Genomic DNA, 21,907 nt, shown 5'->3' on the forward strand with positions numbered 1-21,907 from the left:
GCCGAGCCGACCAGTCCAGGTATATGGCGCACAATGACTTCTAAAAACAATCCGGCCACCGCGGTATCCGACCTGACCCTGAGCCCCGCGGCGAACAGCCCCTCATCGTCGAAGCCATTGACCCCGTCGCGTCCGCTGTCGACTCAGCAATACCTGTACTTCACCGAAACCAATACCGACCGCATCCTCGACAACCTCGACGGCCTGCGCGACCTGGTGTTCCCGCGCCCGCCCCATCTGGAAGGCGACAACGAACAGCACAACGACCAGGAATTCCCCTCGGTGTGCCTGATCGGCCTGGGCCGCTGCGGTTCGAACATAGCGCTGGATGTGGCGGAGCTGGTGTACAACGCCCGCAAGTTCTACCTCAACGAATTCAACAACGAAGACCGTCTGTCGCCGGATAAACGCTACGCCGAAAAGGGCTACAGCCCGGCGCAGTGGATTCGCAACAACCTGCGCCTGGGGCCGAACAAGGCCACCAAACCGGTATTCCTGGTGGAACCGCTGGTGATGCTCGGTGACCTGGACAAGGACATCGCCGGTCGCATCCGTTTCTCGCGCAAGGGCGAAAAAAGCGGCTTTTTGCGCGACTACAGCAAAATGAAAATCATGGACTTGTCGGAAGTCCACGCCGGTGGCGCCGGTAACGCGCCGATCCTCGGCCAGTACCTGGCCAAGATCATCCTGAACAAGGACACCCAGCGCTTCTCCAGCCCCGACTGGAAGATGATTCACTCGTACCTGATCGACAGCTGCGGGATCAAGGCCAACCAGTCGCGCCTGTATTTCTCGATCTTCAGTGCTGGCGGCGGTACCGGTTCGGGCATGGCCTCGGAATTCGGCCTGGCCCAGCAGCACTCGTACATGAACAAGACGTTCGACACCAAGCCGATGGACGAACACGACGGCAAGAGCGGCCATTCCTTCGTCTTCGAGCCGATCTTCACCAGCGGCATCTGCGTACTGCCGAACATTTCCGATCACCGCAGCGAAATGTCCGAAGCGCTGCACATCAACGCCGGTCGCCTGCTGTGCAAATACCTGTCGGAAGAGTGGGACTTCTCCTACAACTTCGCCAACGAAGACAGCAGCGAAGCCAGCGTCATGGGCCGTATCCGCCCCTGGAACGCGATGATGCTGATCTCCAACGACATCATGCGTTATGCCGAAGAAAGCGATGACGGCAACATCCAGAACATCGATGTCAACGCGATGGAAAAGCACGCCAACCAGTACATCTCACAGCAGATATTCAACATTCTGACGGCGCAGGCGGTCACCACCGACTACGACCAGAACTATTTCCGTCGCGCTGGCATCGACATCGGCGAAACCATTCGCCTGGACGCCAACGATCTGTTCATGAGCCTGGCCGGCCCGGTGGCAATTGCCTACGCCGAGTCCGTGGTGCCGGAAACCCCGCCGCCGAGCAGCGACAAATTCAAAGTGTTCGACAAAGAGCCGCAGCGCCTGAACATCGACGATCTGTTCTTCCGTTCCATCGACCTGCCGCACTTCAACAAAGTCACCCAGGCGATTGAAGGCATCAGCCTGTTGCCAATCGAGTCCAAGCGCTACCGCGCCTCGCTCGAGCAGTACAAGAATTCGGGCTATGACGCGGCCGCACTGCACGACCTGCACTTCTTCAAGAATTGCTCGTCGGTGGTGTCGATTGTGTCCTTGCCGAAAGACTACAAGCTGTCCTACATGGACCTGAACCGCTTGAAGACCCACCTCAACAGCCTGTTCCCCAACACCACGCTCAAGCGTTATGCACTGGTGATCGGCGCCTCGGCCAACCTGTCGCTGACCACTTTGATCGCCAAGAGCCCGTGCCTGTCGGACGACTTCCTGACGCTGATCGTGGCGTTCATCAAGCGTTGCTTTGCGAAAAATCCGTACCGCTTTGACGAGACCCTGGACAATTCGCTCCTGGACTTCATCATCCATGAAGACTTCGACGAAGAGCGGATCGACGAACTGCTCAACGAATTCGAAAACCCGGCGAAGATCCTCGATACCAACTGGTACGCGATCAAACCGATGTACGAGAAGAAGTACCGTGAGCTGATCAACGACAAGGACAAGTTCGTCTCGATCAATGACATTCGCTTGTCACGCGATTGCGTGAAGAAGGCGATCAAGTACCTGCGCGAGATCTACCGTCACCGGATTGGCAAGACCAAGGTTATTTCGCTGAATAACCATACGGGCAAGACGGCTTATTGAGGGATCGCAACCTTCGGCAGCTCCTACGGGTGTATGCAATGCCTCTGTAGGAGCTGCCGCAGGCTGCGATCTTTTGATCTGATTCTTTGATCTTTTTTCCAAGATCCAGAAACAATTAAGCAGCCCATCGGATGCTCAATAAACTGTTCCCGTTACGTTTACGTCACCGTTATACCGGCCTTTCTGTGGCCTTTCTCCACGGCAACGTGCCATCACGCTACTCGGCTACACACTTTTGCCCGACAAAACCAAGCACCAAATCAGTGCAAGCCTTCAAGCCTTCGCCCTTTCCTGGATCATAATCCACGGCGAAACAACCACGGCCCACAGCTGCGGATCACGCTCGAAAAGATCCAGCGCCCGCGTTTCAGACAGCTTGGCGACCTTGTCGGCGGCCAGCCAGGCAGCGACTTTCTCGCCTTCATCGGTCGCCACTGCTTCGGCCGCGGCGATCAAATCCAGACCAGGATCGACCCACAATAGGGCACCCCTGGCAAAGAACGGCTCCAGCTCTTTCCAGGTAATAGATGCGGTTTCACCAAGCAGCTTGGCATAGAGGGTGCTAGGTTCTTGAGTCATGGGTTGCTGTCCGCAAAAGAAATCGATGTGAATGATAACGTCGGTGTTGCGCCAGAAAAACCCGGATGCAATTGCGTCACCGATTGAAAAACCCGGGAAAGCCAGGGAATGCTGTTGCTTCAAGTATTAGCCAGCTAACATCCTGCCGCGATTCTGTCTTTTTCTTTCAACAAAGCGACACCCTCAGGTTTTGCCCCCTGGCGCCAGCTTCCCAGGCTAACAATCGGCGCTCTACACTGTACCGGTACAGTTGCCGGGGGCATTTTCCGGAGGATATCGACGATATCTGACCCGGTTCTGCTGCTACGGCGCCAGGACTATAAAAACTACAACAGTAAGAGTGGAGCACTATGACTAAGGCTACTAAGCAGATTTCAAAACTGTTTGCCGCTATGGTTCTGGCCGGGGTTGCCAGCCATTCGTTCGCCGCCGACACCATCAAGATCGGCATCGCCGGCCCTAAAACCGGCCCGGTGACTCAATACGGTGACATGCAGTTCATCGGCGCCAAGATGGCCATCGAGCAGATCAACGCGAAGGGCGGCGTCGACGGCAAGATGCTCGAAGCCAAGGAATACGACGACGCGTGCGACCCTAAACAAGCCGTGGCCGTCGCCAACAAAGTGGTCAACGATGGTGTGAAATTCGTTGTCGGTCACCTGTGCTCCAGCTCCACCCAGCCAGCTTCGGACATCTACGAAGACGAAGGCGTGATCATGATCACCCCGGCCGCCACCAACCCGGACATCACCACCCGTGGTTACAAGCTGGTGTTCCGCACCATCGGCCTGGACAGCGCCCAGGGCCCTGCCGCCGGTAACTACATTGCCGATCACGTAAAACCGAAAATCGTTGCCGTGCTGCACGACAAACAGCAATACGGTGAAGGCATCGCCACCGCCGTGAAACAGACCCTTGAGAAGAAAGGCGTCAAGGTTGCCGTGTTCGAAGGCCTCAACGCCGGTGACAAGGACTTCTCCTCGATCATCCAGAAGCTCAAGCAAGCCAACGTCGACTTCGTCTACTACGGCGGCTACCACCCGGAGCTGGGCCTGATCCTGCGTCAGTCCCAGGAAAAAGGCCTGAAAGCCAAGTTCATGGGGCCTGAAGGCGTCGGCAACGACTCCATCTCGCAAATTGCCCAGAATGCTTCCGAAGGCCTGTTGGTCACCCTGCCGAAATCCTTCGACCAGGACCCAGCCAACAAAGCACTGGTACAAGCCTTTGCCGACAAGAAGCAGGACCCAAGCGGTCCGTTCGTGTTCCCGGCCTACTCGGCTGTCGAAGTGATTGCCGAAGGTATCAAGGCAGCCAAGAGCGAAGACACCGCCAAGGTGGCTGAAGCCATTCACAAAGGCACCTTCAAGACTCCGACTGGCGACCTGTCGTTCGACGACAAGGGCGACCTGAAAGACTTCAAGTTCGTGGTCTATCAGTGGCATTTCGGTAAACCAAAGACCGAAGTTTCCCCTCAGTAAGTTGGCTCCATGATTAATAAAGCCCACTGCGCAAGCAGTGGGCTTTGTTTTACGAGATTAATGAGTCAGAGTCCCGCGATCCGGGAGTTGGCTTACCTGAAAATCTTAAAACCGTCACCAGCGGTTCGCTGGCAAACGCTCGTGCGAAGGTGGCCACAGACCACACAGCCCGGGCCGGAACATGACTCCACCAGTGAAATGCGTATCAGGTTTTTAGGAGCGCTGTAATGCCTGAGATCTATCACTTCTTCCAACAGCTGGTTAATGGGATGACCATTGGCAGCACCTATGCCCTTATAGCCATTGGCTACACAATGGTTTACGGCATTATTGGAATGATTAACTTCGCCCATGGCGAGGTCTACATGATCGGTTCCTACGTGGCCTTCATCGTCCTTGCCGGACTGGCCATGCTGGGTATCCATTCTCTGCCGTTGTTGATGACCGCCGCTTTCCTGGCGACCATCGTAGTGACCAGTGCCTACGGCTACAGTATCGAACGGATCGCCTACCGCCCTCTGCGGGGCAGTAACCGCCTGATCCCGCTGATCTCCGCCATCGGCATGTCGATCTTCCTGCAGAACTCCGTTCTGCTCTCGCAGGACTCCAAGGACAAATCGATCCCCAACCTGATTCCGGGCAGCTTCAGCTTCGGTCCCGGCGGCGCACAGGAAGTGCTGATCTCCTACATGCAGATCCTGGTGTTCGTGGTGACCCTGGTGGTGATGCTCTGTCTCACCCAGTTCATCTCGCGTTCACGTCTGGGACGCGCCTGTCGGGCCTGTGCCGAAGACATCAAGATGGCCAACCTGCTGGGCATCAACACCAACAACATCATCGCCCTGACCTTCGTCATCGGTGCCGCCCTGGCAGCCGTGGCGGCAGTACTGCTGAGCATGCAGTACGGCGTGATCAACCCTAACGCCGGATTCCTGGTAGGCCTCAAAGCCTTTACCGCGGCGGTGCTGGGTGGCATCGGCAGCATTCCGGGCGCCATGCTCGGTGGTCTGGTGCTGGGGGTAGCCGAAGCATTCGGCGCCGATATATTCGGTGACCAGTACAAGGACGTGGTGGCTTTCGGCCTTCTGGTCCTGGTGCTGTTATTCCGGCCAACCGGCCTGCTGGGCCGTCCGGAGGTTGAAAAAGTATGACTAGGAATCTCAAACAGGCGCTGTTCAGCGCCCTGCTGGTATGGGCCGTAGCCTATCCGGTACTCGGCCTGAAACTGTCCATCGCCGGAATCAACCTCGAAGTGGAAGGCGCCAGCACCTCCACGCTGATCATCATCGCCACCTGCTCGGTGCTGATGTTCCTGCGTGTGCTGTTCGACCGCGAATACTCGGCGGCCATGCGCTCCGTGCCCAAGGGCAAACTGATCCCGGCCAGCGCGAGCCACTTCCTGACCCTGCCGACCACCCAGCGCTGGATCATCATGGCGTTGATCGTCGTGGCACTGGTGTGGCCGTTCTTCGGTTCACGCGGTGCAGTGGACATCGCCACGCTGATCCTGATCTACGTGCTGCTCGGCCTGGGCCTGAACATCGTGGTCGGTCTGGCCGGCCTGCTCGACCTCGGTTACGTCGGCTTCTACGCCGTGGGCGCCTACAGCTATGCGCTGCTGTCGCACTACTACGGCCTGAGCTTCTGGATCTGCCTGCCAATCGCCGGCCTGATGGCGGCCACATTCGGCTTCCTGCTCGGTTTCCCGGTGCTGCGCCTGCGTGGTGACTATCTGGCGATCGTGACCCTGGGCTTCGGTGAGATCATCCGTCTGTTCCTGCGCAACCTGACGGGCCTCACCGGTGGACCGAACGGCATCAGCAACATTCCCAAACCGTCGCTGTTCGGCCTGACCTTCGAAAGAACGGCCGCCGAAGGCATGCAGACCTTCCACGAGTTCTTCGGCCTGACGTACAACCCGGTGAGCAAGGTGGTTTTCCTGTACCTGGTGGCGCTGTTGCTGGCACTGTTCGCGCTGTTCGTGATCAACCGCCTGCTGCGCATGCCGATCGGCCGTGCCTGGGAAGCCTTGCGCGAAGACGAAATCGCCTGCCGCGCCCTGGGCCTGAACCCGACCGTGATCAAGCTGTCGGCCTTTACCCTGGGTGCCTGCTTCGCCGGTTTCGCCGGTAGCTTCTTCGCCGCGCGTCAGGGTCTGGTCACGCCGGAGTCGTTCACCTTCATCGAGTCGGCCACCATCCTCGCCATCGTGGTGTTGGGCGGCATGGGCTCGCAGTTGGGCGTGGTTCTCGCGGCTGTCGTGATGATCCTGTTGCCCGAACTGATGCGTGACTTCAGCGAATACCGCATGTTGATGTTCGGCGCCTTGATGGTGCTGATGATGATCTGGCGTCCTCAAGGTCTGCTGCCCATGCAACGTCCTCACATGGAGCTGCGTAAATGAGCAGAGAGATCCTGAAAGTAGATGGCCTGAGCATGCGCTTCGGCGGCCTGTTGGCGGTCAATGGCGTAGCCTTGAGCGTCAAAGAGAAACAAGTGGTCTCGATGATCGGCCCCAACGGCGCCGGCAAGACCACTGTATTCAACTGCCTGACCGGGTTCTACAAACCCACCGCCGGCACTATCCAGCTCAACGGTGAAGCGATCGAAGGCCTGCCCGGCCACAAGATCGCCGGCAAAGGCGTGGTGCGGACTTTCCAGAACGTGCGGCTGTTCAAGGACATGACCGCCGTGGAAAACCTGCTGATCGCCCAGCACCGCCACCTGAACACCAACTTCCTGGCCGGTCTGTTCAAGACCCCGTCGTTCCGCAGAAGCGAACGCGAGGCCATGGAATACGCCGAGTTCTGGCTCGACAAGGTCAACCTCAAGGAGTTCGCCAACCGCCCGGCCGGCACCCTGGCTTATGGTCAGCAGCGCCGCCTGGAAATCGCCCGCTGCATGATGACCCGTCCAAGCATCCTCATGCTCGACGAGCCGGCCGCCGGCCTCAACCCGCGGGAAACCGAGGACCTCAAGGCGCTGATCGGCACGCTGCGTGAAGAGCATAATGTGACGGTGCTGTTGATCGAGCACGACATGAAACTGGTCATGAGCATTTCCGACCATATCTTCGTGATCAACCAGGGCACACCGCTGGCCAACGGCACGCCGGAGCAGATCCGCGACAATCCTGAAGTGATCAAAGCCTACCTGGGGGAAGCGTAAATGCTGCAGTTCGAAAACGTTTCCACCTTCTACGGCAAGATCCAGGCGCTGCACAGCGTCAACGTCGAAGTCCGCCAGGGCGAGATCGTGACCCTGATCGGCGCCAACGGTGCCGGCAAGTCGACCCTGCTGATGACCCTCTGCGGTTCGCCGCAAGCCCACAGCGGCAGCATCCGCTACATGGGCGAAGAGCTCGTTGGCCAGGACTCGTCGCACATCATGCGTAAAAGCATCGCCGTGGTTCCGGAAGGCCGTCGGGTGTTTGCCCGCCTGACCGTGGAAGAAAACCTCGCCATGGGCGGGTTCTTCACCGACAAGGGCGATTATCAGGAACAGATGGACAAGGTTCTGGGACTTTTCCCACGCCTGAAAGAACGCTTTGCCCAACGCGGCGGCACCATGTCCGGCGGCGAACAGCAAATGCTCGCCATCGGCCGCGCGCTGATGAGCAAGCCCAAGCTGTTGCTGCTCGACGAGCCATCGCTGGGCCTGGCACCGATCATCATCCAGCAGATCTTCGACATCATCGAACAACTGCGCAAGGACGGTGTGACGGTGTTCCTGGTGGAGCAGAACGCCAACCAGGCCCTGAAAATCGCCGACCGTGCCTACGTGCTGGAAAACGGCCGGGTGGTGATGAGCGGGACCGGTGAAGCGCTGTTGACCGACCCGAAAGTGCGCGAAGCGTACCTCGGCGGTTAAGCCTTTGCGGCAAACGAAAAACGGCCTTCGGGCCGTTTTTTTGTGCCTGGCACAAACCTCACAACAATAAAGATCACACAGGAGATTCGTGGTGTTTTGAGGATTCCTGAAAAAAAAATCTCTGTCAGCTGTAACACCCCGCGTTGTCGTTTCTCTAGAGCGGTAAGCAAGCACAAACGCTTGCCATATCAAGCTCAATTTCGGAGAAACATCATGACTGCTACCACCCGCACCCTGTCCGCCACCGCCCTGGTTCTGGCCCTTGGTTCTGCCTTGAGCATCGCCGCGGTCTCCACGGCCCATGCCGCTGACGCCAACATGGAAAAATGCTTCGGCGTGGCCATGAAAGGTCATAACGATTGCGCCGCAGGCGCCGGCACCACTTGCGCCGGCACCGCCAAAATGGATCACCAGGCCAATGCCTGGAAACTCGTCCCGAAAGGCACCTGCATGACCACCGAGAGCAAGACTTCGCCAACCGGTTTCGGCCAGTTGGAAGCCTACAAAGCCAAGTCGTAATCAGCCCCCAGCCTGAGTGTCGACCATGAACCATTCATTCTCCGGGCTCCCGCCCCGCTCCGGGCTGGGGCTCAAGACCGAGCACTTTCGTGAAGTGCTCGGTGCACAACCGGACATCGGTTTCTTCGAAGTCCACGCCGAAAACTACATGGTGGCCGGCGGCCCGTTTCATCATTTTCTGGGGTTGATCCGCGAGCAGTATCCGCTGTCGCTGCACGGCGTTGGCCTGTCCATCGGTGCCGAAGGTCCGCTGGATGGTCAGCACCTGCAAAGGCTCGCCGCGCTGATCGAGCGCTATCAACCCCACTCCTTTTCCGAACACCTGGCCTGGTCCAGCCATGGCCCGGTGTTTCTCAATGACCTGCTGCCCCTGGCCTACGATGCGCCGACACTGAACCGCGTCTGCGAGCACATCGATCAGGTGCAGAACACCCTCAAACGCCCGATGCTGCTGGAAAACCCGGCGACATACCTGGCGTTCCAGAACTCGACAATCGATGAAGCCGACTTCATCAGTGACGTCATTCACCGCACCGGCTGCGGCCTGCTGCTGGACGTCAACAACGTTTACGTTTCCTGCATCAATCACCAAAAAGATCCACTGGCCTACATCGACGCCCTGCCGCTGCACGCGGTGGGAGAGATTCATCTGGCGGGGTTTGCCGAAGACGCCGACAGCCTTGGTGACCGACTGCTGATCGACGATCACGGTGCACCCGTCGATAACGCGGTGTGGGCGCTGTACTCGCAGGTGCTGGAGCGGGTCGGCCCGATCGCCACGTTGATCGAACGCGACAACCGCTTACCGGCCTTCAACGTACTGCACGCCGAAGCCCGTCATGCCGATGAGTTGCTGCACCGCGCGGGGAGCCGGCCATGAGCACTCAAGCCGCTTTTACCGCCGCCCTGCTCGATCCGCAACGGCCCTGCCCCGAGGGTGTGTTCAGTGCCAACGGCGCCGATCCGGCCAGCCGTTTCGCGGTGTATCGCAACAATGTGCAGAGTTCGCTGATCGACGCCTTGGCCGACAGTTATCCGGTGGCTATGCAGTTGGTCGGTGATGAGTTTTTCCGGGCGATGGCAGGGTTGTATGTGCACAGTTGCCCACCGCAAAGCCCGCTCATCAACGACTACGGCAAGGACTTCGCCGAGTTCATCGACAATTTTGAACCGGCAGCCAGCGTGCCTTATCTGGCCGATGTGGCGCGGCTGGAGCGCTTGCGCGTTCAGGCCTATCACGCCGCTGATGCGCAGCCTTTGGGCCATGAGCAAATCGCCGCCGTGCTGTCGGACCCACAGGCACTGAGCGAGCTGACGCTTGGGCTTCATCCCTCCCTCGATCTGCTGACTTCAGCCTTCGCCGTGGTCGCCATCTGGGCGGCGCATCAACAGGACGCGACGCTGGCCGGGATCGACCTCGGCCACGGGCAAAACGCGCTGGTGCTGCGTAACGAACTGGAGGTTGAGGTCTTCGCCATCGACCACGGCGCCAGCACCTTCATTCAGAGCCTGCGACTCGGCCAGCCCCTGAGCCAAGCGCTGGAAAACGCGCCGGCCTTCGATCTCAGCCAAACCCTGGCGCTGCTGATCAGCCACAACGCCATCACTCATTTACACCACAACCAGGTATCGCCATGAACACAAACCCCACTACCCGCGCCATCACGCTGCTGGAAAAAATCCCCCACAGCCTGATCGCCTTTATCGCGCGTTTTTCGATTGCTGCGGTGTTCTGGAAGTCCGGGCAAACCAAGGTGGAAGGCCTGGCCATTGACTTGATCGACGGCACCTTTGAACTCGGCGTGCCAAGGCTGGCGGACTCGACCATTCCGTTGTTCCAGAGCGAATACCATGTGCCGTTGCTCTCCCCGGAACTGGCGGCGCACCTGGCGGCCTTCGCCGAGCATTTCTTTCCGATACTGATCCTGATCGGCTTCGCCACGCGCTTTTCGGCCCTGGCGCTGCTGGGCATGACCCTGACCATTCAACTGTTCGTGTACCCCGATGCGTATCCGACCCACGGCACCTGGGCGGCGGTGTTGCTGTACTTGATGGCGACTGGACCTGGCAAGTTGTCGATCGATCACCTGATTGCCCGGCGTTACGCCCGCTGATACCAACCTCAGAACTCCCATAAAGGTTGTGTGGTGAGACGTTATCGTTGAAGCCGATCCAACGCCTCACCACTGCGCTTGAACCAACCGATCAAATAATCGGCCAATACTTGGGTGCGCTTGGGCAAACCACCCTGATACGGATGCACCAGATACATCGGCATGCTGCGGGTTTGATAATCGCGCAGCAGCCAGCGCAAACGCCCGTCGGCCAATTCCTCCTGCAGCAGATAGGACGGCAAACGCGCAATGCCGGCACCGGTCAGTGCAGCTTTCTTCAAGAGGTTGTAATGGTTGCTGGCAAACGGACCCGACACTCGCACCCGCGTTAATTCGTGCTGTTGGTGATAGAGCCATTCTTCGCGACCGCTGTAATGGCTGTTGAGCAGGCAGCGGTGTTCGGCCAAGGCCTGAGGCGTCAGCGGCTCACCGAATCGCTCAAGATACGTGGGGCTGGCGCAAGTCATCTCGTGCCAGGCCAGCAGCGGTCGGGCGACCAGGCGTTCGTCGTTGGCCACTTCCGAGCGGATCGCCAGGTCGAACCCGTCCCGGGACAGATCACGGTAGTGGTTGTTGAGTTCCAGCTCGATCTGCACCTCGGGGTACTGCCGGGAAAATTCCAGCAGTGCGCCGTCAAAGAACGTTTCCCCCAGTGAAACCGGCACCGTCATCCGCACAGGGCCGGCCATGTCGTCTTTCAGCCGCGCCAACGCCTGACGCGCACGCTCCACTTGCACCACCAGTGCCTGGGCTTGCGGTAACAACGCCGCGCCCGCCGCCGTCAGGCTCAAGCGGCGCGTGGTGCGCTGCAGCAACACCACGCCAAAGCGTGTTTCCAGCAGGCTGATGCGCTTGGAGAGTTGCCCTTTGCTGCAACCCAATTGCTGGGCGGCCAGGGTGAAACTGCCCGCCTCGATCAACACCGCGAACGCTGCCAGGTCGTCCATTTCGCTCATGGATTGTTTCCATTTGAAAAACAAAGGTTGCCCATTAGCACGCTTATTAATAAAAAAATCCACACTAGACTTAACTTTAAATCCAACCCACTTGAGGAACTGCACGATGAAAATTCTGTTGATTGGCGCCTCCGGCACCGTCGGTTCGGCCATTGACCATGAACTGTCCCAGCGCCACAAAATCATCCGTATCGGTCGCAAAAGCGGTGATTTCCAGGTCGACATCAGTGACAGCGCCTCGATCCGCAAACTGTTCGAACAGACCGGCAACTTCGATGCGTTGATCTGCGCCGCCGGCAGTGTCAACTTCGTGCCGCTGGCCACCATGACCGCACAAGATTTCGAACTCGGCTTGCGCGACAAGCTGATGGGCCAGGTCAACCTGCTTCTGATCGGCCGGGAATTCGCCAATGACGGTGCGTCTTTCACCTTCACCACCGGCATCCTCAGCCACGATCCGATTCGTACCGGCAGCTCCGCGTCCCTGGTCAACGGCGCCCTCGACGCCTTCGTCCGTGCGGCGGCGATCGAACTGCCGCGCGGCCTGCGTATCAACTCGGTCAGCCCGAACGTGCTGGTCGAAGCCATGGGCAGCTATGCCCCGTACTTCCGTGGTTTCAAACCGGTTCCCGCCGCCGACGTGGCGCTGGCCTATGCCAAAAGCGTGGAAGGCCTGCAGACCGGCCAGACCTACCGCGTCGGCTAAACCGCCAGAATCAAAAGATCGCAGGCTTCGCCAGCTCCTACAAAAGGCCCGGCGTCCCCCCCGTAGGAGCTGCCGCAGGCTGCGATCTTTTGATCTTGATTTCGGAAAAGCGAGGGCATTGCAGGGTTGTGATGAACAGTCAGGCTGAGTAACGTGGCGACACTTGTCTGGAGACTCAAAGATGCGTGTTGCCCGTTCCTTAGTGCTTGTTGCCCTGCTTCCGCTGTTCGCCGCTTGCCAATTGCTCGATGGCCAACGGCAAAGTGCTTCCCATGTGGGCCAGACCCGCATGCAGGGCCAATTGACGGCGGCCGACGGCCAGCTGTTGTTCCAGCCGTGTAATGAGCAGCGCAGCTTTGTGGTCAATGACATCGGTGGCACCAGCATCCTGCAAGAGGCCGCGACCCTGGCCGATGATCAGGGCAAGCTGTTCGCCGACGTGCGTGGCCGGATCGTTGCCAGTGGTGCTGACAGCCAACTCGACCTTACGCAGCTGTACCGCGTCGAGCGCTCGGGCACGGCGTGCGACGATCCCAATTTCAAGCAGCTGATCCTGCGCGCCGCCGGCCATGGCCCGGAGTGGAACGTCAAGGTCAGTGGCAAGGGCATGGTCATCGACCGCGCTGGTCAGCCGCCCCTGGCCCTGCCGTACGTTGAAGAACAACTGGGCGATGGCCGCTTCAACCTCAGCACTGAAGCCAATAATCAGCGCATCGAGCTCTGGGTCGCGCCGCAACGTTGCGTCGACAGCAGCACCGGCAGCGTGCAGCACATGAGCGCCGAGTTGCGTATCGACGGCCAGGTGCAACGCGGCTGCGGGTATTTCGGCGGATCGCGTAACGACTGATCGTTTTAGCCTCACGGGAATCATCCTTTGAGGCTTATAATCGCGGGCTTCAAACGCCTTGGCGCAGTTGTGCGCCCCGCGAACCGGATCCCGCCATGTTACGAATCACCGAACTCAAGTTGCCGATCGACCATCCCGATGAAGACCTGCGCCCTGCCATCGTGCAGCGCCTGGGCATCGCCAGTGATGACCTGCTCGATTTCACCTTGTTCAAGCGCAGCTACGATGCGCGCAAAAAATCCTCCGAACTGTGCTTCATCTACACCATCGACCTCAACGTTCGCGATGAGGCGGCGGTGCTGCGCACGTTCGCCGATGACCGTAACGTCAACGTGGCGCCGGATGTCAGCTACAAAGTGGTCGGCCAGGCGCCGGCCGACCTGAGCCAGCGTCCGATCGTGGTCGGCTTCGGCCCGTGCGGGATCTTCGCCGGCCTGGTGCTGGCGCAGATGGGCTTCAAGCCGATCATCCTCGAACGCGGCACCGAAGTGCGCCAGCGCACCAAAGACACCTGGGGCCTGTGGCGTAAAAGTGTGCTCAACCCCGAATCCAACGTGCAATTCGGTGAAGGCGGCGCGGGAACGTTCTCCGACGGCAAACTCTACAGCCAGATCAAAGACCCGAAATTCCTCGGTCGCAAGGTGCTGCACGAGTTCGTCAAAGCCGGCGCGCCAGAAGAAATCCTCTATGTCAGCAAGCCACACATCGGGACGTTCCGTCTGACCGGCGTGGTGGAAAACATGCGTGAGCAGATTCGCGCCCTGGGCGGCGAAGTGCGCTTCCAGCAGCGGGTTACCGATGTGCTGATCGACGACGGCCAACTGGTGGGCGTCGAACTCCATGGCGGCGAACAGATCCATTCGAAGCACGTGATTCTGGCCCTCGGCCACAGCGCCCGGGACACCTTCCGCATGCTGCACGGCCGTGGCGTGTACATGGAAGCCAAGCCGTTCTCGGTGGGTTTCCGCATCGAGCACCCGCAGTCACTGATCGACCGCGCGCGCCTGGGCAAATACGCCGGCCACCCGAAACTCGGCGCTGCCGATTACAAACTGGTGCACCACGCCAAAAACGGTCGATCGGTCTACAGCTTCTGCATGTGCCCGGGCGGCACCGTAGTGGCGGCGACCTCCGAGCCGAACCGCGTGGTCACCAACGGCATGAGCCAGTACTCGCGCAACGAGCGCAACGCCAACTCCGGGATCGTCGTCGGCATCACCCCGGAAGTCGATTATCCGGGCGGCCCACTGGCCGGCATCGAGTTGCAGGAACGCCTGGAATCCCACGCCTTTGTGCTGGGCGGCAGCAACTACGAAGCACCGGCGCAACTGGTCGGCGACTTCATTGCCGGCAAGCCGTCCACCGAATTGGGCAGCGTCGAGCCGTCCTACAAACCGGGCGTTGCCTTGGGTGACTTGGCCCTGGCCCTGCCAGCGTTCGCCATCGAAGCGATTCGCGAAGCCTTGCCGGCATTCGAGAAGCAGATTCGTGGCTACTCGCTGCACGACGCCGTGTTGACCGGGATCGAGACGCGCACCTCATCGCCACTGCGCATTACCCGTAACGAGTCGATGCAGAGCCTGAACGTGAAGGGTTTGTTCCCGGCGGGTGAAGGCGCGGGTTATGCGGGCGGGATTCTGTCGGCGGGTGTCGACGGGATTCGGATTGCTGAAGCGGTTGCCCGAGACATTCTTGGCCTTGAGGCTTAAGCCTTAACATCAAAAGATCGCAGCCTTCGGCAGCTCCTACAGGGAGTTCACCATCCCACGTAGGAGCTGCCGAAGGCTGCGATCTTTTAGCTTTCCTCAGATATTGGCGCGCAACACGCTGGCCGGCAGCGGCTCGCCGCGCTCAACGCTGGCCGCCACGGCATCCATCAGACCACTCAACTCATACCCTTGGGCCTTGAGCCAGGCCTGATCGTAATAGGTGTCGGCATAGCGCTCGCCGCCATCGCACAGAATCGCCACGATCGACCCCGACTCCCCCGCCGCCACCATCTGCTGGGCGGCCATCAAGGCGCCGATCAGGTTGGTCCCGCTCGATCCGCCCACCCGTCGCCCCAAACGTTGCGCCAGATAATGCATGGCCGCCAGCGACAACGCGTCCGGCACCTTGACCATTGCATCGATGACTTTGGGCAAGAACGACGCTTCGACACGCGGCCGGCCAATGCCTTCAATCCGTGAACCGTGATCCAGGCGCAGACTGGCGTCGCCGGTCTTGTAGTAATCGAAGAACACCGAACGCTCGGCATCGGCACACAGCACGCGGGTGCAATGCTGGCGATAGCGCACGTAACGGCCCAGTGTCGCGGTGGTGCCGCCGGTGCCGGGGCTGGAAATCAGCCAGCTCGGTTCCGGGTGCTGCTCGAAGCGCATCTGCTGGAAGATCGATTCGGCGATGTTGTTGTTCGCCCGCCAGTCAGTGGCGCGTTCAGCGTAGGTGAACTGGTCGATGAAATGCCCGTCGTGTTCGCGAGCCAGGCGTTCGGACTCAGCGTAAATCTGCGTCGGATCGTCCACCAGATGGCTCTTGCCACCGTAGAAAGCGATTTGCGCGATCTTTTCCCTGGATGTGCTCGCAGGCATCACCGCAATGAACGGCAACCCCAGCAAACGGGCGAAGTACGCCTCGGAAATCGCCGTCGAACCGCTGGAGGCTTCGATCACCGGCGCGCCGGGTTTGAGCCAGCCGTTACACAGCGCATAGAGGAACAATGAGCGGGCCAACCGATGTTTCAGGCTGCCGGTGGGATGGCTCGACTCATCCTTGAAGTACAACTCGATGCCCGGCAACCCCGGCAGCGGCAAGGGGATCAGGTGGGTATCAGCGCTGCGCTGGAAGTCGGCTTCGATGATCCGGATGGCTTCGCGGGCCCACTGTCGGTTGTCGCTCATGGTGGTTTTCTCGTTGAATCGGGCAAGAGTCGGCCTTGTCGCAAGGCTCAGTCCACAAGCTTAGGAAAAAACCTACATCAAGCACAGATACAGCTGGGGTCCAATACGTCCGGCAACTGCTAGGCTCAGGCCTTTACTGACCGCCCACGTTGTAACGACATATAACAAAAAAGAATATAACTTTTGTTTTAACAACTAACGGTACGGGTTAGGGTGTCCCACCTTTTGAATTCATCGATGGAGAGCGACCTTGCCTCTGCGTAGCACGTTCACGCGTTTCTTTCAGTTGGAAGCTGCCAGCGGTCTGCTATTGATCGCCGCAGCTGTCCTGGCCCTGATCATCAACAACTCATCGCTGTCGTGGCTCTATAACGGCCTGCTGGACACCCCCGTGGTGGCTCAGATCGGCGCGCTGAAAATCGCCAAGCCATTGCTGCTGTGGATCAACGACGGCCTGATGGCCCTGTTCTTCCTGTTGATCGGCCTGGAAGTGAAGCGCGAAGTCCTCGACGGCCAACTGTCGAAACCGTCGCAGATCGTCCTGCCCGGCGCGGCCGCAATTGGCGGCATGGTGGTGCCGGCGCTGATCTACTGGTTCCTCAACCGCGATAACCCGTCCGCCCTGAGCGGCTGGGCCATCCCGACGGCTACCGACATTGCCTTCGCCCTTGGCGTGCTGGCCCTGCTGGGTAAACGCGTGCCAGTGTCGCTGAAACTGTTCCTGATGACCCTGGCGATCATCGACGACCTGGGCGCGATCATCATCATCGCGATCTTCTATTCCGGCGCACTGTCGACCCTGTCCCTGGCGCTGGCCGCAGCCTGCATCGCGGCCTTGATCGGGATGAACCGACTGGGTGTGGTGAAGCTCGGGCCGTACATGATCATCGGGCTGATCCTCTGGGTGTGCGTGCTCAAAAGCGGCGTGCATGCCACGCTGGCCGGTGTGACTCTGGCCTTCTGCATTCCGCTGCGTACGAAAAACGCCGAGCCGTCGCCGCTGCTGACCCTGGAACATGCCCTGCATCCGTGGGTGGCCTACGGCATCCTGCCACTGTTCGCCTTCGCCAACGCCGGCCTGTCCCTGAGCGGCGTGACCATCGAAAGCTTCACCCACCACGTGCCGATGGGCATCGCCGTCGGCCTGCTGCTGGGCAAGACCGTCGGTGTCTTCGGCCTGACCTGGCTGGCGGTAAAAATCGGCATCGCCGCCCTGCCCCAAGGCGCCAACTGGGGCCAGATTTTGGGGGTGGCGATCCTTTGCGGCATCGGCTTCACCATGAGCCTGTTCGTCGGTTCCCTGGCCTTCGTTCCGGGCGCCAGTGAATATGCCGGGATGGACCGCATGGGGATTCTGACCGGCTCGATACTGGCGGCATTGATTGGTTATGCAGTGACAGCGGCGGCGAGTCGCAAGAGCGCTGCGCTGCCTTCCTGAGCGATAGAGAACACTCTTAGCAGCATTGAGGATTCGTCCTACAGCCACGATTAGCCACGTTCGTTAACGTCGTGCAGCCCCTCTTTCGGGGGTTGCCGATGGACGAGCGAAAGGACAATCAGTGGCTGGCCACAAGGACATTCCCCGGGTGCAAAATGCACCGTCGGGCGACGGGCATCACGTCACCCACCGTTACATGACGGCCACCGAACTGGCCGAGCGTGATGCCAGGCAAAACGCCTACGACGCCATGCTCGCGAGGCAGCAAGCCTTCGAAGACAGCCTTCAAGTTGCGGCGAAAAAGGACGACGTTGTCCGCGCGGGATGCGTGTTCGCCAAGTCCTGCAAATTGCCCGATGCGATCATCGACTATACGAACCCCTCCGGCGTTGTTCCGACCGACAGCCTGAAAGACTACGGCGAACTGGTTCTGCTCGGCGCTCGCGAGGCCGATGAAAGCGGTGTGGTGCCGCTGAAGAAAATCAGTGGTACGGCCATTCCGGTGGGTTTCGGCAGCTTCGCCCTGAGTGGCTCAGCATTCGCCGCATTACCCGCCATCGCCGCCAGCACCGCCGCGGCCACCTTGGCAGGCCTGGTGGCCCTGGTCATACCGTCGAGCCTTGGCGACAGCTCTCTCTACACCGAAGAACAACTGCGATCCCTTAAACAGGCCCGTACTCGTGTGCGTCTGCGGGTCGAGCAACAGGCTGATGGCCGCCTCAAGGGATACGGTTTCTACACTGGCAAAAACCGTGACTGGGAAATGGTTGATGTCGTGCAATTCAGCTTGCGCGGCAGTCAGCAAGTGGCGGACCTCGGGGACGGCGTTGAGCTGATATGGACACCAGCCGAGGACGGTTCAGAAATTCTCGGCATCCCCGCTTTGGAATCTGCGCCACAAGCGCCGCACATCTGGGTTTACCCGCCGACGAAGGCGGCTGACAGCATCATCGTGAACCCGGTTTATCCGCCGGAGTACAAAGACTTCATTCTGGTGTTTCCGGCGGATTCGGGGGTGTTGCCGGTTTATATTGTGGTGAGTGTTACAGGAAGACGGGTTCCTAATCCCGATCACGACTATCACTCTGCACCTGAAACAGAGGAAATCACTGGTTTCTCGGGTTTGAAAGAAGCAAAAAAGAAAACCCCAAAACAAGGGGGCGGTGGACTTCGAGAACGTTGGACTGACGCCAAAGGTCGAATAATTTATGAATGGGACTCTTTGCATGGGGAGCTGGAAGCTTATCGCGCAAGCGATGGAAGCCACCTAGGCTCGTTCGACCACCTAACAGGCGAGCAAATAGACCCACCTAAAAAAAACCGCAGCATTAAAAAGTATTTGTGAGGGCAAGATGGGACTGAAGGTCAGATTGGACTGGTATGACAAAGAAACGGAAATAGGAGCCGGAAAAGAATACTCCGCTGACCTCGGTGATGACGGATCAATAATCGATGCATTAGGTCTGATGGCGGAAAGCGAAATCTACGACGGCGGATTTGATGTTTTACCGGCTTGGATACCTGAACTCCAGCCTCTGTTCGCGCATAAAATCAATAGTGCCGCTTATGATTACCAGGTTGCATTCCGATATCGGCAAGTATGGTAATTTCCAAAAAACACAAAACCCCGACCAGTCACCCGATCGGGGTTTTCTTTCATCCTACATTCCCGCTTAGTGCGAAACGCGGCTGGTCCCACCCACAGTGGAAATCCGCACACGCTCACCCACACGGAACACTTCGTTTGGCTGAACTTCCTGCACGTAGGCGCGCATGCTGCCATCGTCTTCGCGTACGGTGATTTCAACGCCTTGAGTACGGGTCAGGCCTTCTTCGGCAGCCGAGCCCACCAGGCCGCCCGCTACAGCGCCGATGACCGCTGCAACGATGCTGCCGCGACCGCCGCCGACGGCGCTACCACCGACACCACCCACGACTGCGCCGGCAGCGCTGCCGATTGGGGTCTTGGTGCCTTCGATTTTCACCGGACGCAGGGATTCGATGGTGCCCATGCGAATCGTCTGCACGCGACGCGCTTCGTCACGGGAGTAGGAGTCACCGGTCAGGCTCGATTGGCAACCGGAGAGCAACATCGCCATCGTGGAAAAGGAAGCAACCAGCAAAACAGACTTACGCATAGCATCAAACTCCATAGGACAGGTATCCATTAAAACCCGCTGCTTGACGCCTGTCACGGCATCGCCCGGATAAAATTGGTTTCATTCAGGCCTGGTACAGGCACTTCTCGAACTCACCACAGTAGCGTCAAATTACAAAATCTGCGCCGCTGACCCAAGGATTATCATGGATTACTTCATCATTGTCGTCACGACCGTCGCCGGTTTGTACTTCCATTGGTGGTTGTACGTGCGGATCAAACGCTGGGTGGACCGCGATCTGGCGTTGTCACTGGCGGGTAAAGACCAACAAAAAAGAGCCTTCATGCTCCAGCAACTGGCGAACGCTCAAGCGCAGAAGATCAAGCGCCGGGACCTGCCACAGTGGCTTGAGGCCGCTGCGGCAGGGTATCCCGATCGGTAGACCGTTTACGGGGCCAGCCGCTCACGAACCCAGTCGGCGCCCTGCAAGCGGTAGTTGAGGCGATCGTGCAGACGGCTCGGACGGCCCTGCCAGAATTCGATGCGCTCCGGTAGCAAGCGATAGCCGCCCCAGTGTTCGGGGCAGTGAGGCTGAGCGTCGCTGAAACGCTGCTCGGTGTCCTTGAGCAGCGCTTCCAGTTCGCCGCGATCGGCGATCACCCGGCTCTGGGGCGACGCCCAGGCACCGAGACGACTGCCCAGAGGGCGAACCTGATAGTAGGCGTCGGACTCTTCAGGCGTGACCTTCACCACCCGCCCTTCGATGCGCACCTGGCGCTCCAGGGCAGGCCAGAAGAACGTCATGGCTGCAAATGGATTGGCTGCCAATTGCTGACCCTTGTCGCTCTCGTAGTTGGTGAAGAAGGTGAAGCCCTGCTCGTCCAGGCCCTTGAGCAGCAGAATGCGGCAATGTGGCCGCCCGTCCTGATCGACGGTGGCCAACGTCATGGCATTCGCCTCCACCGGCGCCTGCTCGGTTTTCACCGCATCGGCAAACCACTGATGGAACAGCGCGAACGGCTCGGCCGGGGCTTGCGCCTCGGTCAGGCCATCTCGGGTGTAGTCGCGACGCATATCTGCCAAGGGCCGGGTCATGGCGCATTCCTTTTGGTTAACGAATCACTGCTTTGTGGCATCGGTGGCGGTGGCGCTCTTCGAATCGGCAGCAGCTTTGGCCGGCGCGGTCTTTTTCGCGGGTGCCTTTTTGGCTGGAGCCTTGGTGGCCGCTTTCTTGGCCGGTGCCTTTTTCTTCGCCGGGGCAGCCGCTTTTTTCGCAGCAGGTGCCGGGGTCACAGGCGTGGCCACTGGCTTGACGTCTTGCGCGACGACCTTGGTCAGCGGCGCCGGCGCCGGCATGTTGTACTTGCTCAACAACGCGACCATGGTGTTTGCCGGCGTCACCAGCAACTCGACACGACGGTTCAAGGCACGACCTTCAGCACTGTCGTTGGCGGCACGCGGTGCCTCACCACCCATGCCGCGCAGCATCAGGCGATCACGCTGCAGACCGCTGAGACGGAAGATCGCCGCCACTGCCTGGGCGCGCTCCTGGCTCAGTTTCACGTTGGCCGGTGCGGAACCCGACGTATCGCTGTGGCCGAGTACCAGCACGGCAGTCTTTGGGTCGGCTTCGAGGATTTTCGCGACATGGGTGAATGGGCCGAGGGTCACCGGCAGCAGCATGGCCGGGCGGTCAGGGTTGAACGAGCTGTCTACCGGCGCCGTGACGACCAGCACGTTTTCACGGCGTTCGAGTTGCAGGTTGCTGCCCTTGATCGCTTCGCGCAGGCGCGGTTCGTAGTCGTCGAGCCAAGCCTGGGTGACTTTCGGGTCAGGCATCGGCACGACTTTGGCGGTGCTCTGCTCCTTGCCACCGAACGGCCACCACCATTTGCCACCGGCATCGGCTTCAGCTTTGGTGACGGGTGCCGTGGCAGCAGGTTTCAGGGGCGCCGGGGCCGGGGCGGGTTCTTTAGTCGCGACCTTGTCGGAAGAACCGAATGGCCACCAACTGCTGCCACCTGCGGCATCATTTTGTGGGGTTTGTGCACAACCGGTGATAGCGAAGCACAGGGCCAGGGCGAGGGTTTTATTGGACGACATTGGGTATCCACAAAATGAGGTAATGAAAAGTCAGACCGGAGTTGCCCCCGGTTAAACAGACGCTTT

23 protein-coding genes are annotated in these 21,907 nt (G+C 59.5%); 17 read left to right on the plus strand and 6 right to left on the minus strand.

All coding sequences use genetic code 11. From position 1 onward, the window contains the following. Nucleotides 1-33 precede the first annotated feature (33 nt). Complete coding sequence (locus AC1D2Q_RS07925) at nucleotides 34-2,232, plus strand: hypothetical protein (RefSeq protein ID WP_477812843.1); 2,199 nt, start codon at nucleotides 34-36, stop codon at nucleotides 2,230-2,232. 273 nt (nucleotides 2,233-2,505) lie between these two features. On the opposite strand, the gene AC1D2Q_RS07930 is transcribed toward AC1D2Q_RS07925, so the two are convergent. Then, complete coding sequence (locus tag AC1D2Q_RS07930) at nucleotides 2,506-2,811, minus strand: DUF2288 domain-containing protein (RefSeq protein WP_477812960.1); 306 nt, start codon at nucleotides 2,809-2,811, stop codon at nucleotides 2,506-2,508. Nucleotides 2,812-3,161: 350 nt separating this feature from the next. Between AC1D2Q_RS07930 and AC1D2Q_RS07935 the strand changes: the two genes are divergently transcribed. From AC1D2Q_RS07935 to AC1D2Q_RS07975, 9 genes are all read left to right on the plus strand, one after another. Next, nucleotides 3,162-4,289, plus strand: coding sequence for a branched-chain amino acid ABC transporter substrate-binding protein (locus AC1D2Q_RS07935; protein WP_477812844.1), 1,128 nt, complete (start codon nucleotides 3,162-3,164; stop codon nucleotides 4,287-4,289). A 227-nt stretch (nucleotides 4,290-4,516) separates the two neighbouring features. Continuing rightward, nucleotides 4,517-5,440 (plus strand): high-affinity branched-chain amino acid ABC transporter permease LivH, encoded by a 924-nt coding sequence (gene livH / locus AC1D2Q_RS07940; protein WP_018926893.1) that lies wholly within the window; start codon nucleotides 4,517-4,519, stop codon nucleotides 5,438-5,440. Continuing rightward, on the plus strand, nucleotides 5,437-6,693 hold the full coding sequence (locus tag AC1D2Q_RS07945; protein WP_019580927.1) for a high-affinity branched-chain amino acid ABC transporter permease LivM: 1,257 nt from the start codon (nucleotides 5,437-5,439) through the stop codon (nucleotides 6,691-6,693). The genes livH and AC1D2Q_RS07945 overlap by 4 nt, the downstream gene beginning before the upstream one ends. Beyond that, a complete protein-coding gene (gene livG / locus AC1D2Q_RS07950) occupies nucleotides 6,690-7,457 on the plus strand; it encodes a high-affinity branched-chain amino acid ABC transporter ATP-binding protein LivG (protein WP_305411391.1) in 768 nt (255 codons plus the stop codon). Before AC1D2Q_RS07945 ends, livG begins: the two co-directional genes overlap by 4 nt. After that, nucleotides 7,458-8,159 carry an ABC transporter ATP-binding protein gene (locus AC1D2Q_RS07955; RefSeq protein WP_007935860.1) on the plus strand — a complete coding sequence of 234 codons (702 nt, stop codon included), beginning with the start codon at nucleotides 7,458-7,460 and terminating at the stop codon, nucleotides 8,157-8,159. A gap of 213 nt (nucleotides 8,160-8,372) precedes the next feature. Next, nucleotides 8,373-8,678 (plus strand): BufA1 family periplasmic bufferin-type metallophore, encoded by a 306-nt coding sequence (locus AC1D2Q_RS07960; RefSeq protein WP_105348420.1) that lies wholly within the window; start codon nucleotides 8,373-8,375, stop codon nucleotides 8,676-8,678. 25 nt (nucleotides 8,679-8,703) lie between these two features. Continuing rightward, nucleotides 8,704-9,558: an MNIO family bufferin maturase gene (bufB, locus tag AC1D2Q_RS07965; protein WP_477812845.1), complete on the plus strand. Its 855-nt coding sequence runs from the start codon at nucleotides 8,704-8,706 to the stop codon at nucleotides 9,556-9,558. After that, a complete protein-coding gene (locus tag AC1D2Q_RS07970; protein ID WP_477812846.1) occupies nucleotides 9,555-10,316 on the plus strand; it encodes an HvfC/BufC N-terminal domain-containing protein in 762 nt (253 codons plus the stop codon). The genes bufB and AC1D2Q_RS07970 overlap by 4 nt, the downstream gene beginning before the upstream one ends. Then, the gene (locus AC1D2Q_RS07975) at nucleotides 10,313-10,792 is read left to right on the plus strand and encodes a DoxX family protein (protein ID WP_477812847.1); all 480 of its coding nucleotides are present in this window, start codon (nucleotides 10,313-10,315) and stop codon (nucleotides 10,790-10,792) included. Before AC1D2Q_RS07970 ends, AC1D2Q_RS07975 begins: the two co-directional genes overlap by 4 nt. Before the next feature lie 41 nt (nucleotides 10,793-10,833). Here the strand turns inward: AC1D2Q_RS07975 and AC1D2Q_RS07980 are convergent, their stop codons facing one another. After that, nucleotides 10,834-11,748, minus strand: a complete 915-nt coding sequence (locus AC1D2Q_RS07980) for a LysR family transcriptional regulator (RefSeq protein WP_477812848.1) — start codon at nucleotides 11,746-11,748, stop codon at nucleotides 10,834-10,836. 106 nt (nucleotides 11,749-11,854) lie between these two features. Between AC1D2Q_RS07980 and AC1D2Q_RS07985 the strand changes: the two genes are divergently transcribed. The 3 genes from AC1D2Q_RS07985 (at nucleotide 11,855) to AC1D2Q_RS07995 (ending at nucleotide 15,010) form a co-directional block, all read left to right on the plus strand. Beyond that, entirely contained in the window at nucleotides 11,855-12,454 is a 600-nt protein-coding gene (locus tag AC1D2Q_RS07985) for a short chain dehydrogenase (protein ID WP_007935868.1), read from the plus strand. A 181-nt stretch (nucleotides 12,455-12,635) separates the two neighbouring features. Then, nucleotides 12,636-13,301 carry a COG3650 family protein gene (locus AC1D2Q_RS07990; RefSeq protein WP_477812849.1) on the plus strand — a complete coding sequence of 222 codons (666 nt, stop codon included), beginning with the start codon at nucleotides 12,636-12,638 and terminating at the stop codon, nucleotides 13,299-13,301. A gap of 95 nt (nucleotides 13,302-13,396) precedes the next feature. Continuing rightward, a complete protein-coding gene (locus AC1D2Q_RS07995; RefSeq protein ID WP_305411385.1) occupies nucleotides 13,397-15,010 on the plus strand; it encodes an NAD(P)/FAD-dependent oxidoreductase in 1,614 nt (537 codons plus the stop codon). Between the two features lie 96 nt (nucleotides 15,011-15,106). Here AC1D2Q_RS07995 and AC1D2Q_RS08000 read toward each other — a convergent pair whose 3' ends face one another. Continuing rightward, a complete protein-coding gene (locus AC1D2Q_RS08000; RefSeq protein WP_477812850.1) occupies nucleotides 15,107-16,201 on the minus strand; it encodes a PLP-dependent cysteine synthase family protein in 1,095 nt (364 codons plus the stop codon). Nucleotides 16,202-16,451: 250 nt separating this feature from the next. Between AC1D2Q_RS08000 and nhaA the strand changes: the two genes are divergently transcribed. The 3 genes from nhaA (at nucleotide 16,452) to AC1D2Q_RS08015 (ending at nucleotide 19,246) form a co-directional block, all read left to right on the plus strand. Beyond that, nucleotides 16,452-17,639, plus strand: a complete 1,188-nt coding sequence (gene nhaA, locus AC1D2Q_RS08005) for a Na+/H+ antiporter NhaA (protein ID WP_477812851.1) — start codon at nucleotides 16,452-16,454, stop codon at nucleotides 17,637-17,639. Between the two features lie 121 nt (nucleotides 17,640-17,760). Continuing rightward, the gene (locus tag AC1D2Q_RS08010) at nucleotides 17,761-18,984 is read left to right on the plus strand and encodes a colicin E3/pyocin S6 family cytotoxin (RefSeq protein ID WP_477812852.1); all 1,224 of its coding nucleotides are present in this window, start codon (nucleotides 17,761-17,763) and stop codon (nucleotides 18,982-18,984) included. 7 nt (nucleotides 18,985-18,991) lie between these two features. Continuing rightward, nucleotides 18,992-19,246, plus strand: coding sequence for a cloacin immunity family protein (locus AC1D2Q_RS08015; RefSeq protein WP_258612613.1), 255 nt, complete (start codon nucleotides 18,992-18,994; stop codon nucleotides 19,244-19,246). A 66-nt stretch (nucleotides 19,247-19,312) separates the two neighbouring features. Here AC1D2Q_RS08015 and AC1D2Q_RS08020 read toward each other — a convergent pair whose 3' ends face one another. Then, entirely contained in the window at nucleotides 19,313-19,777 is a 465-nt protein-coding gene (locus AC1D2Q_RS08020) for an outer membrane lipoprotein (RefSeq protein ID WP_018926911.1), read from the minus strand. 166 nt (nucleotides 19,778-19,943) lie between these two features. Between AC1D2Q_RS08020 and AC1D2Q_RS08025 the strand changes: the two genes are divergently transcribed. After that, the gene (locus AC1D2Q_RS08025) at nucleotides 19,944-20,180 is read left to right on the plus strand and encodes a hypothetical protein (RefSeq protein ID WP_477812853.1); all 237 of its coding nucleotides are present in this window, start codon (nucleotides 19,944-19,946) and stop codon (nucleotides 20,178-20,180) included. Between the two features lie 5 nt (nucleotides 20,181-20,185). Here the strand turns inward: AC1D2Q_RS08025 and pdxH are convergent, their stop codons facing one another. Both pdxH and AC1D2Q_RS08035 read right to left on the minus strand, forming a co-directional pair. Further along, the gene (pdxH, locus tag AC1D2Q_RS08030) at nucleotides 20,186-20,833 is read right to left on the minus strand and encodes a pyridoxamine 5'-phosphate oxidase (protein ID WP_477812854.1); all 648 of its coding nucleotides are present in this window, start codon (nucleotides 20,831-20,833) and stop codon (nucleotides 20,186-20,188) included. A 24-nt stretch (nucleotides 20,834-20,857) separates the two neighbouring features. Then, nucleotides 20,858-21,841, minus strand: coding sequence for an OmpA family protein (locus AC1D2Q_RS08035; protein ID WP_477812855.1), 984 nt, complete (start codon nucleotides 21,839-21,841; stop codon nucleotides 20,858-20,860). Nucleotides 21,842-21,907 lie beyond the last annotated feature (66 nt).

The organism is Pseudomonas sp. P1_A1, from assembly GCF_056406935.1.